The sequence below is a fragment of the Streptomyces sp. DSM 110735 genome (genome assembly GCF_016482685.1).
Classification (GTDB): domain Bacteria; phylum Actinomycetota; class Actinomycetes; order Streptomycetales; family Streptomycetaceae; genus Streptomyces.
Genome location: NZ_JACYHF010000011.1, coordinates 191192 through 209423, shown reverse-complemented (window position 1 = coordinate 209423; position 18232 = coordinate 191192). Strand labels below are relative to the sequence as shown.

Genomic DNA, 18232 nt, shown 5'->3' with positions numbered 1-18232 from the left:
CGGCGATTCCCGGAACGGCCTTGGCTCCTGGCATCCTTGAGGGAGAAAGCGGCCGGGGCGAAGGGGGCGCGGCAGCTCCTCGCGGCGCCGCCGACCGCTACCGTCTGTACGTCCCTTCGTGAATGCCCGCCGAATCAGGAGCCGGCCCCGTGAGCCCCGTGAGCAGCACCGCACCGCCCGGCCAGTCGCCGCTGCGCACCGTCCAGGTGCTCGGCGGAGGCAACGCGGGCAGCAGCGCGCATGTGCGCTCCCTGGCGGCGGGTCTGGTCGCGCGCGGGGTCCGGGTCACCGTGTGCGCGCCCGCCGAGGCGGACCACGCCTACGACTTCAGCGGGACCGGCGCCGAGCACCTGCCCGTGCCGCGCAGCAGCGACCCGGCGGCAGTCGCCGCGCTGCGCGCCGCCTGCGCGGACGCCGACCTGGTCCACGCGCACGGTCTGCACGCCTCCTTCCGTACCGTCCTCGCGCTCGGCGGGCGGACCACCCCGCTGGTCGTCACCTGGCACAACCGCGCCCGTGCCGAGGGCGCGCGGGCGCATCTGCTGCGGTTGCTGGAGCGGCGCGTGATGCGCACCGCGACAGTCGTGCTCGGCACCAGCTCCGACCTCGTGGACCGGGCGCGCAGGACCGGGGCGCGCGACGCCCGGCTCGCCGCCGTCGGTCTGCCGGGCGGCAGGTACGGCGGACGAGGACCCGACCCCGAGCGCCCCGCCGACAAGGTGCGGGCCGAACTCGGCGCCACCGGGCGCCCGTTGCTCGTCTCGGTCGCCTCCCTGGACCGGCACCGCGGACACGAGACGCTGCTCGACGCGGCCCGCGCCTGGCGCGACCTCGATCCGCAGCCGCTGGTCGTCGTCGCGGGGGAGGGACCGCTGCGACCGGAGTTGCAGCGCCGGATCGAGACCGAGCATCTGCCGGTCCGCCTCCTCGGCTTCCGCGACGACGTGCCCGACCTGCTCGCCGCCGCCGATCTGGCACTGCTGACCGGCCGTTGGGAGTCGCGCTCGGTGCTCGCGCAGGAGGCGCTGTACGCCCGGGTGCCACTGGTCGCGACCGCCGTCGGCGGGGTCCCGGACCTCGTCGGCGACGCGGCTCACCTCGTCCCCTACGGCGACGGACCCGCCCTCGCCGCCGCCGTCACCGATCTGCTCGCCGACGCCGAGCGGCGCGAGGGCTTGCGCGAACGGGGTGTCCAGCAGGCGGCCACCTGGCCGACCGAGGACGAGACGGTCGCCCAAGTTCTCAGCGTCTACGACGAGTTGACCCTGCCGGTGCCGCTCGCCTGAGGTCCCCTCCCTACGCCACGTGCTCCCGGGCGCGCAGCGCGAGGCTCAACGCCAGTACCGTCTGCGGGTCGTCGAGGTCCGTGCCCAGCAACTCGCCTATCCGGGCAAGCCGGTTGTAGAGGGTCTGCCGGTTCAGATGCAGTTCGCGGGCGGTCTCCGCCTTGCAGCCCGCGTGCGCGAGATAGGTCTCCAGGGTCGGCAGCAGCGGCGGACGCGAGCGCGCGTCGTGCTCGAGCAGCGAGCCGAGCGCGCGGTCCACGAACGCCGCCAGGTCCGGGTGGTCGCGCAGCCGCCACAGCAGCAGGTCGATGTCGAGGCGCCGCGCGTCGTACCAGGGCCGGTCGGCCGGACCGCGCAGCGCCGTCGCCGCCTCCGCCGCGTGCCGCAGCGCCGCCGGTACGGCCGTCCAGTCGCCCGCCGCCCCGACCACCACCAGCGGCGCCGCACCGCCCGGGTGCAACAGCCCGGCGCGCTCCACCCCCGTCCGCAGCGCCGCCGCGACCCGGTCCGCGACCGCCGACCGCTCCGACTCCGTGCGCAGCCCCGCGAGCACCGGCACCCGTCCCTCCACCGGCCGCACCCCAAGCAGCACCGGCACCCCCACCGAGGCCAGCTCCTTCGCCACCGCCTGCGCCAGCACCGCCCACCCCGCGCCCGGGGCGACACAGTCACCGACCCGCATCACGACCGGCAGCAGCGGACCCTCGCCAGAACGGAAGCCCAGCACCCGGGCCTGCGCCGGGGCGTCCTCGGCGGCGATCCGCCCCTCGGCGAGATCACTCAGGAAGTCACCCCTCCCGCGTGCCGCCAACACCTCCTCCTGCCGCGCCTGCATCAGCACCACGGCGACGATCCCGGCTGCCCGCTCGGCCGCCATCCGGTGCACCGGCGCCAGCGGACCGCACACCGGCAGCAGCACCAGACGCGCCCGCACCGAGCCCGGACCGGGACCGCCGCCGGGCACGTCCACCAGGACCGAACCCGCCGGGGGCGGCACGTCCCGCTGCTTCGCCCGCAGCCCCTCCCACACCTGCAGCGCGTCCGCGCCCTCGGGTCCAGTCCCGGCGGCGTAGAGCAGCCGTCCGTCCGGGGTCTCCAGGAACACCGGGTTCGCCGCGAAGTCCGCCAGGATGCGCAGCATCTGCGGCACCCCGCCCCCGCCGAGCAGCGCCTCGGTGCAGCGGCGGTGCACCTCCTCCGCCCGCTGGAGCAGGGCGTAGTGCCCGTTGACGATCTCGGTGTGGATCTCCTCGGTGACCGTCACGAACGCCACCTCGCGATGCAACTGCACCAGCGGCAGCCCGGTCGCCCGCGCCGTGTCCACCAGGGCGGCGGGCAGCCGGGTGAAGCGCGGGCCCAGCTCCACCACCAGCGCGGCGATGCCCCGCTCGGCCAGCGTCCGCACGAACGCCCGCTGCTCGGCGGGGCGCGTGCCGAGACCGTAGCCGGTGGTGAGCAGCAGCTCGCCGCCCTTGAGCAGCGAGGCGATGTTCGGCACCTCGCCCGCATGCACCCAGCGCACCGTGCGACCGAGCCGGTCGCCGCCCGCCAGGATCTCCGGCAGCCCGCCGCGCAGCCCCGGCAGCTCCAGGGCGCGCCGGACGGTGATCCCCGCGCCGCGCGGGGCAGCCCCGCTCTCCGTACCGCTGTCCATGCGCCGGACGCTACCCGCGCGGTCGCCGCTCCGACAGCCCCGGCCGTGGCGCCCCGGAACCGGCGCTCCGGACCCGCGCGCCAACTCCGCTACAGCGGACGGATGTTGTGGTTGAAGCGGAACACGTTGTCCGGGTCGTACGCCCGCTTCACCTTCTCCAGGCGCAGCAGGTTCTCCGCGCCGAGCCCCGCGCGGACCCGCTCCGCGCCCTCGTCGCCGATGAAGTTCAGGTACACGTCGCCGGTGCTCCACGGCTTCACCGCCGCGCGGACCTCGCGCACCCAGTCGACGGCGCGGGTGTCGTCGGCGGGGTCCTCCCACACGGCGAAGGGGTGCGCGACCCAGGCAGCGTCCCGGTACGGCACCGGGTACGCGTGCGGTCCCGCGGCGATCGCGCCGCCCTGCGGGAACAGGATGTGCTGGGTGGCGGTCGGCACGGGCTCGCCCGCGGACAGCGCGCAGTACACCTCCACCAGGTCGTCCGGCATCCCGGTCAGATACTCGGCGGACCAGTAGTTCCGCAGCCCCGGCGGGTCGTCGATCATGCACTGCACGTCCGCGTACGGCATCTCGCCGACCAGCCCGCCCTCGTACGGCAGCGCGAGCAGCGGCGCCGCCAGTTCGTGCAGGAGGTCGAGGGAGCCCGCGTGCGTGACCAGCACCGCACAGACGAGTTGCCCCACCATCTGCTCGGGGACGAACTCGAGGGGCGGTCCGGTGAGGTAGATCGTGGCGCCGCTCAGCCCGTCGGGTCCCGCCGCGATCACATCCCGGAACGTGCGGACCGCCTCGGGACCGTCCTCCGGCGCGAACAGCAGCAGCGCGATCGAGAACTCGGGCAGCTCGTGCAGACCCAGCGTGAGCGCGGTCGCCACGCCGAAGTTGCCGCCACCGCCGTGCAGCGCCCAGAACAGCTCGGGGTTCTCCCGGGCGCTCGCGCGCACCTGCTCGGCGTCGGCGGTCACCAGCTCCACCTCGCGGAGGTTGTCGACGGCGAGCCCGAAGATCCGGTCCAGCCAGCCGGTGCCGCCGCCGAGCACGAACCCGCCGACCCCGGTGGTGGAAGCACGCCCGCCCGTGGTGGCCAGACCGTACGGCTGGGTGGCCCGGTCCAGGTGACTCATGGTCGCCCCGCCCCCGACCCGGACCTCACGGGCTTCCAGGTCGACGTCCACCTGACGCATCCGGCGCAGATCCACCACCACCGCGCCGTCCCCCAGCGCCGTACCCGCCACACTGTGCCCGCCCCCGCGCACCGCGACCGGCAGATCCAGCTCCCGCGCGAACCGCACCGCCCGGATCACATCGCCGACATCCACGCACTGGGCGATCACCGCCGGGCGCCGGTCGATCATCCCGTTGTAGACAGCCCTGGCCTCGTCGTAGCCCGCGTCCCCCGGCGCGAACACCTCTCCGGCCAACTCCTCGCGCAGCACGGCGAGCGCCGCACCCGCCTTCGAGAGGGAAGCCATGGCCGCCCCCTTCCGAGATCGGGGGCAGAATGCGCTTTCAGCCTAGGCGCGCGGGGCACGGCGGTCATCCGCACCCCACGCCACCCCGGCGGTCAGCCGCCGTACGCCCCGGACGCCGTCAGCCGCAGCGCCGTGTCGATCAGCGGCACATGGCTGAACGCCTGCGGGAAGTTGCCCACCTGGCGCTTGAGGCGGGAGTCCCATTCCTCGGCGAGGAGACCGAGGTCGTTGCGCAGTGCGAGGAGCTTCTCGAAGAGCTTGCGCGCCTCGTCGACGCGGCCGATCATCGCGAGGTCGTCGGCCATCCAGAAGGAGCAGGCGAGGAAGGCGCCCTCGTCGCCGGGGAGACCGTCGACGCCCGCGTCCTCGCCGTCGGTGGGGTAGCGCAGGATGAAGCCGTCCGGGGTGGACAGCTCGCGCTGGATCGCCTCGATGGTGCCGATGACCCGCTTGTCGTCCGGGGGCAGGAAGCCCATCTGGGGGATGAGCAGCAGGGAGGCGTCCAGCTCCTTGGAGCCGTAGTACTGCGTGAAGGTGTTGCGCTCCGGGTCGTACCCCTTCTCGCAGACCTCGCGGTGGATCTCGTCGCGCAGTTCCTTCCAGCGCTCCAGCGGTCCTTCCGCGTCGCCCGACTCGATCAGCTTGATCGTGCGGTCCACGGCGACCCAGGCCATCACCTTGGAGTGCACGAACTGGCGGCGCGGTCCGCGCACCTCCCAGATGCCCTCGTCCGGCTCCCGCCAGTGGTCCTCCAGATAGCGGATCAGTTTCATCTGGAGCACCGAGGCGTAGTCGTTGCGGGCGAGCCCCGTCATGTGGCCCAGGTGCAGCGCCTCGATGACCTCGCCGTACACGTCGAGCTGGAGCTGGTGCGCCGCGCCGTTGCCCACCCGGACCGGCGTCGAGTGCTCGTACCCGGGCAGCCAGTCCAGCTCCGCCTCGCCCAGCTCGCGCTCACCGGCGATGCCGTACATGATCTGCAGGTTCTCCGGGTCGCCCGCGACCGCCCGCAGCAGCCACTCGCGCCAGGCGCGCGCCTCGTCGCGGTAGCCGGTGCGCAGCAGCGAGGACAGCGTGATCGCCGCGTCCCGCAGCCAGGTGTAGCGGTAGTCCCAGTTCCGCACGCCCCCGATGTCCTCGGGCAGCGAGGTCGTGGGCGCGGCGACGATGCCGCCGGTCGGGGCGTACGTCAGCGCCTTCAGGGTGATCAGCGAGCGGATCACCGCCTCGCGGTAGGGACCGTGGTACGTGCACTGCTCGACCCAGTCGCGCCAGAACTCCTCCGTCGCCTCCAGCGACTGCTCCGGCTCGGGCAGCGGGGGCGGCGTCTTGTGCGAGGGCTGCCAGGAGATCGTGAACGCGACCCGCTCACCGGCGGAGACGGTGAAGTCGGAGTACGTCGTCAGGTCCTTGCCGTAGGTCTCGGCGTCCGTGTCGAACCACACCGAGTCCGGACCCGCGACCGCCACCGTGCGGTTCTCGTGCTTGTGCACCCACGGCACCACCCGGCCGTAGGAGAACCGCATCCGCAGCTCCGAGCGCATCGGCACCCGGCCGCTGACGCCCTCCACGATCCGGATGAGCTGCGGGGCGCCGTCGCGCGGCGGCATGAAGTCGGTCACACGGACCGTGCCGCTCGGGGTGTCCCACTCCGACTCCAGGATCAGCGAGTCGCCCCGGTAGCCCCGCCGGGCGGCCTTGGGCGGCGGCGCGTCGGCCGCGTGCGCCGGACCGAGCCGCCAGAAGCCGTGCTCCTCGGTGCCCAGCAGGCCGGCGAAGATGGCATGGGAGTCGAATCGGGGCAGGCACAGCCAGTCCACCGTGCCGTCCCGGCAGACCAGTGCGGCGGTCTGCATGTCTCCGATGAGTGCGTAGTCTTCGATGCGCCCGGCCACGTGCAACTCCAGTCGAACGGCCACGTCACCCCCGCGCGAGGGGGCTGTCGCTTGGTGCGGTCAAGGGGTCGTTGTTGATGCGTCGTTGAGCGGTGAAGCAAAGCAGCCGTCCGAGCCCTGAGGCAAACGGCAGTCCCGCTCGACGAACTGCCGCGCTGTAGTTGTCTCCGGCGGGTGGTGCGGGCGGGGGTGTGCCGTCGTTCCGGCCGGGCTCGGCAGCGAGTGTCCGAGCAGGATACGACGCACGTAGATGATCTGCGCGCCGCTCCGGACAACCCGTGTGAGCCGAACGAGTGAGCACCGGGTGAGAACCCCGTGACCGCCCCGGAAGACCTCCCCGCACTGGTCACAGCCGCGTGCCGGGACCGTCGCGGAGCGTGCCCGGGCGCCATCCCCTCCGGGCGCTGATACCCTGGTAGCCCGTGGACCGGTGGGCGAAAAACCCCCGAACCGCAGCGACGGCGCCACCGCGAGGAAGACATGATCCTCCGGGCCGACGGCCGTTCCGCATCACAGACAGCGACCACGGGAGCCCCCTCTTGGCCATGCCGCCGAAATCTACGACGACCAAGCACATCTTCGTCACCGGGGGTGTCGCCTCCTCGCTCGGCAAGGGCCTCACCGCCTCCAGCCTGGGCATGCTGCTCAAGGCCCGTGGCCTGCGTGTCGTCATGCAGAAGCTCGACCCGTACCTGAACGTGGACCCGGGCACGATGAACCCCTTCCAGCACGGTGAGGTGTTCGTCACCAACGACGGCGCCGAGACCGACCTGGACATCGGCCACTACGAGCGCTTCCTCGACCGCGACCTCGACGGCTCCGCGAACGTCACCACCGGCCAGGTCTACTCCACGGTCATCGCCAAGGAGCGGCGCGGCGAGTACCTGGGCGACACCGTGCAGGTCATCCCGCACATCACCAACGAGATCAAGCACCGCATCCGGCGCATGGCGACCGACGAGGTCGACGTCGTCATCACCGAGGTCGGCGGCACGGTCGGCGACATCGAGTCGCTGCCGTTCCTGGAGACCGTCCGCCAGGTCCGCCACGAGGTCGGCCGGGACAACGTCTTCGTCGTGCACATCTCGCTGCTGCCGTACATCGGTCCCTCCGGCGAGCTGAAGACCAAGCCGACCCAGCACTCCGTCGCCGCGCTGCGCAACATCGGTATCCAGCCGGACGCCATCGTGCTGCGCTGCGACCGCGAGGTCCCCACCGCCATCAAGCGCAAGATCTCGCTGATGTGCGACGTGGACGAGGCTGCCGTCGTGGCCTGCCCCGACGCCCGTTCGATCTACGACATCCCGAAGGTCATCCACGGCGAGGGCCTGGACGCCTACGTCGTGCGCAAGCTCGACCTGCCCTTCCGCGACGTGGACTGGACGACCTGGGACGACCTGCTGGACCGCGTCCACAAGCCGGACCACGAGATCACCCTCGCCCTGGTCGGCAAGTACATCGACCTGCCCGACGCCTACCTCTCGGTCACCGAGGCGCTGCGCGCGGGCGGCTTCGCCAACAAGGCGCGCGTCAAGATCAAGTGGGTCACCTCGGACGACTGCAAGACCCCGGCCGGTGCCGCCGCCGCCCTCGGCGACGTGGACGGCATCTGCATCCCCGGCGGCTTCGGCGACCGCGGTGTGCTCGGCAAGGTCGGCGCGATCCGCTACGCCCGCGAGAACAAGATCCCGCTGCTGGGTCTGTGTCTCGGCCTGCAGTGCGTGGTGATCGAGGCCGCGCGCAACCTCGCGGACATCGCCGACGCCAACTCCACCGAGTTCGACCCGGCCACCGCCCACCCGGTCATCTCCACGATGGCCGAGCAGATGGACATCGTCGCCGGTGAGGGCGACATGGGCGGCACCATGCGGCTCGGCATGTACCCCGCCAAGCTGGCCGAGGGCTCCATCGTCCGCGAGGTCTACGACGGCAAGGAGTACGTCGAGGAGCGGCACCGCCACCGCTACGAGGTCAACAACTCCTACCGCGCCGAGCTGGAGAAGAAGGCGGGTGTCCTTTTCTCGGGCACCTCGCCCGACGGCAAGCTCGTCGAGTACGTCGAGTACCCGCGTGACGTCCACCCCTACCTGGTCGCCACGCAGGCGCACCCCGAGCTGCGCTCCCGGCCGACCCGGCCGCACCCGCTGTTCGCGGGTCTGGTGAAGGCTTCCGTCGAGCGCAAGACGGCGGGCAAGCCGAAGAACTCCAAGTAACACACCGATTGTTACGGTGACCGGGGTGCGAACCTTCAACAGGGACGCACCCCGGTTTTCTTTGCGCGACGGGAAGGACAGGGCATGACGATCAAGGACACCCCCGAGGAGTGGGAGGTCCGCGGCACCGCGACCCCCTTCACGGGCAACAAGACTGCCGTCCGCACGGACGACGTGGTCATGCCCGACGGCTCGGTGGTCCGCCGCGACTACCAGGTCCACCCCGGCTCGGTCGCCGTCCTCGCCCTGGACGAGCGGGACCGGGTCCTGCTGATCAACCAGTACCGCCACCCGGTGCGCCACAAGCTCTGGGAGATCCCCGCCGGTCTGCTCGACGTGCCCGGCGAGAACCCGCTGCACGCCGCCCAGCGCGAGCTGTACGAGGAGGCGCACGTCAAGGCCGAGGACTGGCGCGTGCTCACCGACGTCTACACCACCCCGGGCGGCTGCGACGAGGCGGTGCGGATCTTCCTCGCCCGCGATCTCTCCGAGGCGGAGGGCGAGCGGTTCGAGACCGAGCACGAGGAGACGGACATGCAGTACGCGCGCGTGCCCGTCGACGAGCTGGTCCGGCTGATCCTCGCCGGGGACGTGCACAACAACTGCCTGGTCGTGGGCGTCCTCTCGCTGGTCGCCGCGCGCGGCGGCGAGGGTCTCGACGCGCTGCGCCCGGCGGACGCGCCGTGGCCCGCGCGCCCCTTCAGCGCCTGACGAGGCAGGTGACGGTATTGGTGTGACCATCGCTTGATCCGATCGGGGGATGTCTCCGCCCCGCTCCCACGGGAAGGTCGCAGAGCGTGAACTAGGCTCTGGAATCGCCCGTACCGGAAGAACCGGCGGGCTGTGCGCGTGCGGTGGGACGGGAGCGTGACCCGTGACGGATCAGGCGGTGGACCAGGACGACGTGCGGACGGCGGAGCCTCCAGCCGCACCGGACTCATTCCTGGGACGCACACGGGAGTTGAAAGAGCTGCGCGCCGACATCGAGCGCGCGGGACTGGACACCCTCGCCGGTCGCAAGGCCCCCCGCGCACGAGTGCTCCTCATCGCCGGACGCCCCGGCTCCGGGCGCACCGCACTCGCCGGTGAACTCGTCCGGCAGCTCGCTCCGCGTTACCCCGACGGTGTGCTGCGCGCCCGGCTCGCCGACCCCGACGGCACTCCCGTACCGGTCGAGCGCACCGCCCGCGACCTGCTCACCGCCCTCGGCGTGCGCGCCCCCGCCGGAGCCCCCGAGGACGTGCTCACCGAGGCGCTGCGCACCGCCCTCACCGGCCGCCGCGTCCTGCTCCTGCTGGACGACGCGAGCGGCGCCGAACAGGTCGACGCCCTGCTCCCGGACGCCCCCGACTGCCTGGTCGTCGCCGTCTCCGCGGGCCCGCTCACCGGCATCCCCGGCGTCCGCCCCTGCACCCTGGGCGGTCTCGACACCAAGTCCGCCGTCGAACTCCTCACCCGCTGGGCCGGATCGGTGCGCGTCACCGTCGACCCGCGCTCCGCCGAGAACCTGGCCGAGATCTGCCAGGGACAGCCCGCCGCGCTCACCCTCGCCGGGGGCTGGCTCGCCTCCCGCCCCCAGGCCGGGATCTCCGACCTCGCCAAGCGGATGCACGCCGACTCCGACGACGGCAGCGACAGCCCCCCGCTCACCCGCGTCCTCCGGCTCGTGCACGACCGCTTGCCCGTCGCCTCCGCCCGGCTGCTGCGCCTGCTCTCGCAAGCCCCGGCCGGGACCGTCGACCCGCACACCGCCTCCGCCCTGGCCGGCTGCTCGCCCGCCCGCGCCCGCGCCGTCCTCGACGACCTCACCGCCCTCGGTCTGCTGCACGCCGCCGGTGCCCCGCTGCCCGAGTACGAGGTGCCCGGCTGTCTGCACCCCCTGCTGCGCGCCCTCGCCGAGAAGGAGGACCGCCCGGCCGAACTCCAGTTGGCCCGCGCCCGCGTCCTGGAGCGCGACGTACGGCTGCTCCAGTCCTGCCGCGCCGCCGCCGAGACCGACAGCCCGCAGGCCCGCGAGAAGCTGCGCTCGCTGCCTCCCGCGCTGCGCTTCGCGAGCCCGGAAGCCGCCGCCGAGTGGCTGACCGTCCGCCGCCCCGCCCTGCTGGCCGCCGCCCGGCTCGCGGTGGCCGATGGCGACCTCGACACCCTCGCCCGCCGACTGATGTCCCAGCTCGTGCGCGCCATGGTCGCCCACTTCGGCACCCAGGCCGCCGCTGCCGACCTCTACGGCATCCACGGTCTCGTCCTCGACGTGGCCGAGCGGCGCGGTCTGCCCCGCGAGAAGGCCGCCGCCCTGCTCAATCTCGGCGACCTCGACGCCCAGACCGGACGCGTCCGCGACGCGCTCGCCCGCTACCGCGCCGCCCTGGACGCCGGACGCGCGGCGAACGACCCCTACGCCACCGGGCGCGCGATGGAATCCGTCGGCGGCGCCCACCAGGAGCTGGGCGACCACGACCGCGCCGCCGACTGGTTCGGACGCGCGCTCGCCGACCGGCTCGCCCGGGGCGAACGCGCCCACGCCGCCCGGCTCTACGGCCGCATCGCCACCGCCCACACCTACGCGGGCCGCTACGGCGAGGCACTGCGCAACTGGCGCTCCGCGGCAGCCGGTTACCGCAAGGAGGGCGACACCGCCGCCTACGCCCGGGCGCTCAGCGAGACCGCCCGCGTCCAGGAGTACGCCGGGCGCCCCGAGGAATCGCTGCGCACCTGCCGCGAGGCGGCCGAGTGGGCGCGGCGCGCCGAGGACACCCGGCTCCAGGCCGCGCTCCAGTTGCGCATGGCCGACACCCTGGACCGTCTCGGCGACCCCACCGCCGCCCGCCTGCACCGCGCCGCCGCGGAGCGCATCCTGGGGGAGGAGGGCCCGGCACGGGACCCGGAGCCGGACCGCGCGGGGGCGATCGATCCGGAACCCGTCGCCAACGCCTGCGAAATCCGTAGTTCCTCCGCTGAAGATTGATGCAATGAAAGGCTAGACACGCAGAACACCTTCATTAAACTGGCTCTGCCGCACGTTCTCCTGCGGTGTCTCCCGGTGTGCGCCAGCGCGCCCGGTATGTCTTTCAGTGCACCCCCCTACCCTCTGAGCCAAGGACCGTGATCGACGTGAAGGTCGGCATCCCCCGCGAGGTCAAGAACAACGAGTTCCGGGTGGCCATCACCCCCGCCGGCGTGCACGAGCTGGTGCGCAACGGCCACCAGGTCGTCGTCGAGCGCGGCGCCGGCCTCGGCTCCTCGATCACGGACGAGGAGTACATCGCCGCCGGGGCGGGCATCCTCGACACCGCCGACGAGGTGTGGGCCACCGCCGACCTGCTGCTGAAGGTCAAGGAGCCCGTCGCGGAGGAGTACCACCGGCTGCGCAAGGACCAGATCCTCTTCACCTACCTGCACCTCGCCGCCTCCCGCGAGTGCACGGACGCGCTCCTGGAGTCCGGCACCACCGCCATCGCGTACGAGACGGTCGAGCTGGCCAACCGCGCGCTGCCGCTGCTCGCCCCGATGTCCGAGGTCGCGGGCCGCCTCGCCCCGCAGGTCGGCGCCTACCACCTGATGCGCCCGGCCGGTGGCCGCGGTGTGCTCCCCGGCGGCGTGCCCGGCGTGACCCCGGCCAAGGCCGTCGTCATCGGCGGCGGCGTCTCCGGCTGGAACGCCGTGCAGATCGCCGTCGGCATGGGCTTCGAGGTGACGCTGCTCGACCGCGACATCAACAAGCTGCGCGAGGCCGACCGGATCTTCGGCAGCAAGGTCAAGGCGATCATGTCCAACGCCTTCGAGCTGGAGAAGGCGGTCCTCGACGCCGACCTCGTCATCGGCGCCGTCCTCATCCCGGGCGCCAAGGCGCCGAAGCTGGTCACCAACGAGATGGTGTCCCGGATGAAGCCCGGAAGTGTCCTTGTCGACATCGCGATCGACCAGGGCGGCTGCTTCGAGGACTCCCGTCCGACCACGCACGCCGAGCCGACCTTCCGGGTGCACAACTCGGTCTTCTACTGCGTCGCCAACATGCCCGGCGCGGTGCCCAACACCTCCACCAACGCGCTCACCAACGCGACGCTCCCGTACATCGTCTCCCTGGCCAACAACGGCTGGGTCGAGGCGCTGCGCCGCGACGCCGCGCTCGCCCGGGGTCTCAACACCCATGACGGCAAGGTGGTCTACAAGGAGGTCGCCGACGCCCACGGTCTCGACCACGTGAGCATCGACGCGCTGATCGGCTGACACCGACGGCTCGGGCGAGTCGTCAAGTCGTCAGCGTCGTAAAGGCGATTCGTCAACACATCACGTCAACACCGCACATCCGGCCGGACCTTGCCCGAAGGTCCGGCCGGATGTGTGTATGGTCACTTTGCGACACTCGGTCAACTCGCCTCGAACGTAACCCTTCGACCGATTCGTACACCGGTGAAACCTGCTGTGCGACGGTCGTACGCCCTTGACAGAGGGATGTTTCATTGTCGACACATCCGGCCGGGTCCGGCGGATTGTGTTGCTGCGGACCGCCGACACGCCATAGAGTCGCCAACCGTCGGCATGGTGCCACGCTGACCTTGTCTAGAAGTTTCCTGGTCACCAAGGAGGTAAGACGACTTGTGAATGAGTCGACATTTTCTCCCGGGGGTGGTCAACCAGGAATGCCGGCACGGGGTCACCAGGACCCCACGGGATTCGAGGCTGTCGGCTCCGTAGCTGTGCGCACCTTCGCAGCCCACCAGAGTCCGGAACCGCAGACGGTCCGGACAGCACACCAGAGCATGGATGGCCATCACGTGAACGCCATGGCCGGCGACGGAAGTGGCGCGCCCCACAACCACTTCGCCGACTACGACGAACTGCCCGAGGGGCACTTCTACGACCCCGACGCCGAGTACGAGCCCGATCCGGAGTACGCGGCCACGCTCGCGCCCGACGCGGCCCGTCAGCGCCGTGAGCGCGTCGGTCCGACCGGGCGCCCGCTGCCGTACTTCCCGATCCCGGGCCCGCTGACCGACCACGGACCCGCGAAGATCATCGCGATGTGCAACCAGAAGGGCGGCGTCGGCAAGACCACGTCGACCATCAACCTGGGTGCCGCGCTCGCGGAGTACGGGCGGCGCGTGCTGCTCGTGGACTTCGACCCGCAGGGCGCGCTGTCGGTGGGTCTCGGCGTCAACCCGATGGAGCTGGACCTCACCGTCTACAACCTGCTCATGGAGCGGGGCATGTCGGCCGACGAGGTCCTGCTGAAGACGGCGGTCCCCAACATGGACCTGCTGCCCTCCAACATCGACCTGTCCGCCGCCGAGGTGCAGTTGGTCTCCGAGGTCGCGCGCGAGTCCACGCTCCAGCGCGCCCTGAAGCCGCTGATGGACGACTACGACTACATCGTGATCGACTGTCAGCCCTCGCTCGGCCTGCTCACCGTGAACGCGCTCACCGCCGCGCACAAGGTGATCGTGCCGCTGGAGTGCGAGTTCTTCGCGCTGCGCGGTGTGGCCCTGCTGACCGAGACCATCGAGAAGGTCCAGGAGCGGCTCAACCCCGAGCTGGAGCTGGACGGCATCCTCGCCACGATGTACGACTCGCGCACGGTGCACAGCCGTGAGGTGCTCGCGCGTGTGGTCGAGGCGTTCGACGACCACGTGTACCACACGGTCATCGGGCGCACGGTCCGCTTCCCGGAGACCACCGTCGCCGGTGAGCCGATCACCACGTACGCCTCCAACTCCGTCGGTGCCGCCGCCTACCGCCAGCTCGCCAGGGAGGTGCTCGCCCGGTGTCACGCCGAGTGAGTCTGCCCGGAGCCGACGAACTGTTCCGTACGACCGGAGGGATGGCGCTCCAGCCCTCGTCCCCCCGGCGGGGGGAGCCCAGGGTGCCCGCCCCGGCGGGGGAGAGCGACCCGGCTGCCGCCGCCGCGCAGGCGGAGGACGCGCCGCAGGCGGTGCCCGCGCGGGGGGGCGACGGCGACGGCGCGGAGCACACGGCGGCGGTCGGCCCGGAGTCCTCCGAGACCGGCGAGTCCCGCATCCGGCCCGCGCGGCGGCAGCCCCCGCCGGACGGGTCCGACGGTGAGCAGCCCCGCAAGCGCGGGCGCGCCGCCTCCCGGCGGCCCAGCGGGCGCGAGCGCCACGACGAGAAGATCACCGTGTACGTCTCCGCCGAGGAACTCATGGACCTCGAGCACGCCCGCCTGGTGCTGCGCGGCGAGCACGGACTCGCCGTCGACCGCGGCCGCATCGTCCGCGAGGCGGTCGCCGTGGTCCTCGCCGACCTGGAGGCCCGCGGCGAGGCCAGCATCCTGGTCCGCCGCCTCCGGGGACGCTAGCCGCTGACCTGGCAGGTCGAGCGGTAACCTGGCGACCCCCATGACCCCGAACTCCACCCCCACCCCCGGCCCACGACGCCCCCTGGGCCGGGGTCCGGGCGCCCCGCCTCCGGCGACCGAGGAGCCCGCCGCTCCGCCCACGGGGTCGCCTGCGGCGCCGGCGGACGATCTGGAGACCACGCCGGAGGTTGCGCCCCGGCCGTCGACGGCGCCTTCGGGCGAGCCTGAGCCGACATCCGGCGCCGCCGGACCGTCCACCCCGACTCCGGCGGTCGCCGAGCCCCTGCCGGGGGCTGCCGCCGGGTCGCCTGCGGCGCTTTTCGCTGGGTCGGAGTCTCTGTCGGGGGGCGTCTTTGGGTCGTCTGCTGCGGCTCCGGCGGGTGCCGAGCCCGTGCCGGGGGGTGCCGCCGGGTCGCCTGTGGCGCCATCTGGTGGGCCCCGGTCCGCATCGGGGGCTGTCGCCGGGTCGTCTGTCGTAGCTTCGGCGGGTGCCGCGTCCCCGTCGAGGGGCGCTGCCGGTTCACCTGCGGTGCCTGTCGGGGGGGCTGAGCCTGTATCGGCGGCTGCCGCCGCTTCGGTGGACGCCGAATCCGCGCCGGAGGCTGTCGCCGGGCCGCGAGCCGCGGCTCCGGCGCGGGAGGCTGCCGTGGGGGCGTCTGCGGCGTCTGCCGGGGGCTCCGAGCCGGGATCGGGCGCCGCCGCCGGGTCGTTCGGGGTGGCCGCGGCGGACGTCGAGTCCGCGCCCGCGTCGGAGGACCCCGAGGACGGCAGTGTCTTCAGGGTGCGGCTCGACAACTTCGAGGGGCCGTTCGATCTGCTTCTGCAGCTCATCTCGCGGCACAAGCTGGATGTCACCGAGGTGGCGCTGTCCAGGGTGACCGATGAGTTCATGGGGCACATCCGGGCGATGGGGGCGGAGTGGGATCTGGATCGGACCACCGAGTTCCTGGTGGTCGCCGCCACGCTGCTGGATCTGAAGGCCGCCCGGTTGCTGCCCGCCGCCGAGGTGGAGGACGAGGCGGATCTGGCGTTGCTGGAGGCGCGGGATCTGCTGTTCGCGCGGTTGTTGCAGTACCGGGCGTACAAACAGATCGCGGACATCTTCAACGAGCGGCTGGAGGACGAGGGGCGCAGGCACCCCCGTACCGTCGGGCTGGAGCCGCACCACGCCGAGCTGTTGCCCGAGGTCGTCATCAGCATCGGACCGGAGGGGTTCGCGCGGCTCGCCGTGAAGGCGATGCAGCCGAAGGCGGAGCCGCAGGTGTACGTCGATCACATCCACGCGCCGCTGGTCAGCGTGCAGGAGCAGGCCGGGATCGTCGTCGCGCGGCTGCGTGAACTCGGTGAGGCGGACTTCCGCGCGCTGGTGGCCGACACCGACGACACCCTCACGGTGGTGGCCCGCTTCCTCGCCCTGCTGGAGCTGTACCGCGAGAAGGCGGTCGCCCTGGAGCAGGAGGCCGCCCTCGGCACCCTGCTGGTCCGCTGGACCGGCGGGGAGAGCGGCGCCGCCCTCAGGGTCACCGACGAGTTCGACCGGCCCCCCGAGAAGGTCCGGGACGAGAACGCCGAGGAGCTGAAGACGTGAACCACGAGACCGCCGTCGCCGGGCTGGACCTCAAGCCCGCCCTGGAGGCCGTCCTCATGGTCGTGGACGAGCCCGCCTCCGAGGAACGCCTCGCCCGCCTCCTGGAGCGCCCCAGACGCGCCGTCGCGGACGCGCTGCGCGAGCTGGCCGACGACTACACCGCCCAGGGCCGCGGCTTCGAGCTGCGCTACGTCGCGGGCGGCTGGCGCTTCTACAGCCGCCCCGCCTACGCCCCCGCCGTCGAACGCCTCGCCCTGGAGGGCCAGACCGCCCGCCTCACCCAGGCGGCGCTGGAGACCCTCGCGGTCGTCGCGTACCGTCAGCCGGTCAGCCGCAGCAGGGTCTCCGCGGTGCGCGGGGTCAACTGCGACGGCGTGATGCGGACCCTGCTCCAGCGCGGTCTGGTCCGCGAGGCGGGCGCGGAACCCGAAACAGGTGCGATCCTGTACGTGACGACGGAGTATTTCCTGGAGCGGTTGGGCCTGCGTGGCCTGGACGAGCTTCCGGAGCTCGCCCCCTTCCTCCCGGAAGCGGCGGCGATCGAGGCCGAGAGCCAGGAGGGTGTCCCGTCGTTCGACCCGGACGCGCCCGACGCGCCCGGCGGTCAGTACGCAGACGACTAAGACGGAAACCTTGATGCGAAGCAGCGGCAGCGACAGGAACAGCGGACGCGGGAACCATCGCGGCGCCGGCAACAACCGGGACGAGCGCCAGGGGCAGGGCGGCCGCCCCCGCAAGCCCCGCCCGGAGGAGCGCCGCTACGACGTCGGTCCCGGCGCCACGCAGGACGGCCCCAAGTCGGGCCGCGGCGGCGCGGCGCGCGGCGGCGCCAAGGGCGGCCCCAAGCAGTCCCAGGGCGCCGGGCGCGGTCGTACGGCTCCCGCGCGCTCGCGTGAGTACGAGACCCGGACCGAGGAGCGCAACCGGGAGCGGTACGCGGGCAAGAAGGACGTCAAGCTGCCCAAGACCTTCCCCGGCGCCGAGCAGGAGGGCGAGCGCCTGCAGAAGGTGCTCGCGCGCGCCGGTTACGGCTCCCGCCGCGCCTGCGAGGAGCTGATCGAGCAGGCCCGCGTCGAGATCAACGGCGAGATCGTGCTTGAGCAGGGTCGCCGGGTGGACCCGGAGAAGGACGAGGTCAAGGTCGACGGTCTGACCGTCGCCACCCAGTCGTACCAGTTCTTCTCGCTGAACAAGCCCGCCGGTGTCGTCTCCACCATGGAGGACCCCGAGGGTCGTCAGTGCCTCGGCGACTACGTCACCAACCGTGAGACCCGGCTGTTCCACGTGGGCCGGCTCGACACGGAGACCGAGGGCGTCATCCTGCTCACCAACCACGGCGAGCTGGCGCACCGTCTGACGCACCCCAAGTACGGCGTGCGCAAGACGTACCTCGCGCACATCGTCGGCCCGATCCCGCGCGACCTCGGCAAGCGCCTGAAGGACGGCATCCAGCTCGAGGACGGGTACGCCCGCGCGGACCACTTCCGCGTCGTCGAGCAGACCGGCAAGAACTACCTGGTCGAGGTGACCCTGCACGAGGGACGCAAGCACATCGTGCGCCGGATGCTGGCGGAGGCGGGCTTCCCCGTCGACAAGCTGGTCCGTGTCTCCTTCGGCCCGATCACCCTCGGCGATCAGAAGTCGGGCTGGCTGCGCCGCCTGTCCAACACCGAGGTCGGCATGCTGATGAAGGAAGTCGACCTCTAGGCCGACCTCTGGACCGACCCCGGGGCGGGTGCCCTTGCCGCCCGCCCCGGTCCGGCTTTATGGTCAACCTGACGATTAGTCGGGCGGGCCATGCGGCCGGACCA

13 protein-coding genes are annotated in these 18232 nt (G+C 72.3%); 10 read left to right on the top strand and 3 right to left on the bottom strand.

Annotated elements, in window-relative coordinates; genetic code table 11:
• The first annotated feature begins 149 nt into the window (after positions 1–149).
• Entirely contained in the window at positions 150–1286 is a 1137-nt protein-coding gene (locus IF655_RS19110; RefSeq protein WP_199586103.1) for a glycosyltransferase family 4 protein, read from the top strand.
• A 10-nt stretch (positions 1287–1296) separates the two neighbouring features.
• Here IF655_RS19110 and IF655_RS19105 read toward each other — a convergent pair whose 3' ends face one another.
• The 3 genes from IF655_RS19105 to IF655_RS19095 all read right to left on the bottom strand — a co-directional run bounded on the left by IF655_RS19105 (position 1297) and on the right by IF655_RS19095 (position 6307).
• Positions 1297–2940, bottom strand: a complete 1644-nt coding sequence (locus IF655_RS19105; RefSeq protein WP_199586102.1) for a PucR family transcriptional regulator — start codon at positions 2938–2940, stop codon at positions 1297–1299.
• 89 nt (positions 2941–3029) lie between these two features.
• On the bottom strand, positions 3030–4412 hold the full coding sequence (locus IF655_RS19100; RefSeq protein WP_199586101.1) for an FAD-binding oxidoreductase: 1383 nt from the start codon (positions 4410–4412) through the stop codon (positions 3030–3032).
• Between the two features lie 92 nt (positions 4413–4504).
• Positions 4505–6307, bottom strand: coding sequence for a glycoside hydrolase family 15 protein (locus IF655_RS19095; protein ID WP_199586129.1), 1803 nt, complete (start codon positions 6305–6307; stop codon positions 4505–4507).
• A gap of 545 nt (positions 6308–6852) precedes the next feature.
• Here IF655_RS19095 and IF655_RS19090 point away from each other — a divergent pair.
• The 9 genes from IF655_RS19090 (at position 6853) to IF655_RS19050 (ending at position 18128) form a co-directional block, all read left to right on the top strand.
• The gene (locus IF655_RS19090; protein ID WP_199586100.1) at positions 6853–8520 is read left to right on the top strand and encodes a CTP synthase; all 1668 of its coding nucleotides are present in this window, start codon (positions 6853–6855) and stop codon (positions 8518–8520) included.
• Positions 8521–8604: 84 nt separating this feature from the next.
• Entirely contained in the window at positions 8605–9231 is a 627-nt protein-coding gene (locus IF655_RS19085; RefSeq protein WP_199586099.1) for an NUDIX hydrolase, read from the top strand.
• A gap of 163 nt (positions 9232–9394) precedes the next feature.
• A complete protein-coding gene (locus IF655_RS19080) occupies positions 9395–11485 on the top strand; it encodes a tetratricopeptide repeat protein (protein ID WP_199586098.1) in 2091 nt (696 codons plus the stop codon).
• Between the two features lie 137 nt (positions 11486–11622).
• Entirely contained in the window at positions 11623–12747 is a 1125-nt protein-coding gene (gene ald / locus IF655_RS19075; protein ID WP_307814968.1) for an alanine dehydrogenase, read from the top strand.
• A 413-nt stretch (positions 12748–13160) separates the two neighbouring features.
• A complete protein-coding gene (locus IF655_RS19070; RefSeq protein ID WP_078496114.1) occupies positions 13161–14297 on the top strand; it encodes a ParA family protein in 1137 nt (378 codons plus the stop codon).
• Complete coding sequence (locus IF655_RS19065; protein WP_199586097.1) at positions 14282–14833, top strand: hypothetical protein; 552 nt, start codon at positions 14282–14284, stop codon at positions 14831–14833. Before IF655_RS19070 ends, IF655_RS19065 begins: the two co-directional genes overlap by 16 nt.
• 418 nt (positions 14834–15251) lie before the next feature.
• Positions 15252–16421 (top strand): ScpA family protein, encoded by a 1170-nt coding sequence (locus IF655_RS19060; RefSeq protein ID WP_374100306.1) that lies wholly within the window; start codon positions 15252–15254, stop codon positions 16419–16421.
• Entirely contained in the window at positions 16418–17044 is a 627-nt protein-coding gene (scpB, locus tag IF655_RS19055; protein WP_199586095.1) for an SMC-Scp complex subunit ScpB, read from the top strand. Before IF655_RS19060 ends, scpB begins: the two co-directional genes overlap by 4 nt.
• Before the next feature lie 13 nt (positions 17045–17057).
• Positions 17058–18128: a pseudouridine synthase gene (locus IF655_RS19050; protein WP_199586094.1), complete on the top strand. Its 1071-nt coding sequence runs from the start codon at positions 17058–17060 to the stop codon at positions 18126–18128.
• Positions 18129–18232 lie beyond the last annotated feature (104 nt).

Bases quoted from the DNA above. Each gene is read 5' to 3' on its own strand.
- IF655_RS19085 (WP_199586099.1), top strand. From the start codon at position 8,605: ATGACGATCAAGGACACCCCCGAGGAGTGGGAGGTCCGCGGCACCGCG.
- IF655_RS19100 (WP_199586101.1), bottom strand. From the start codon at position 4,412: ATGGCTTCCCTCTCGAAGGCGGGTGCGGCGCTCGCCGTGCTGCGCGAG.
- IF655_RS19105 (WP_199586102.1), bottom strand. From the start codon at position 2,940: ATGGACAGCGGTACGGAGAGCGGGGCTGCCCCGCGCGGCGCGGGGATC.
- IF655_RS19070 (WP_078496114.1), top strand. From the start codon at position 13,161: ATGCCGGCACGGGGTCACCAGGACCCCACGGGATTCGAGGCTGTCGGC.
- IF655_RS19090 (WP_199586100.1), top strand. From the start codon at position 6,853: ATGCCGCCGAAATCTACGACGACCAAGCACATCTTCGTCACCGGGGGT.
- IF655_RS19050 (WP_199586094.1), top strand. From the start codon at position 17,058: ATGCGAAGCAGCGGCAGCGACAGGAACAGCGGACGCGGGAACCATCGC.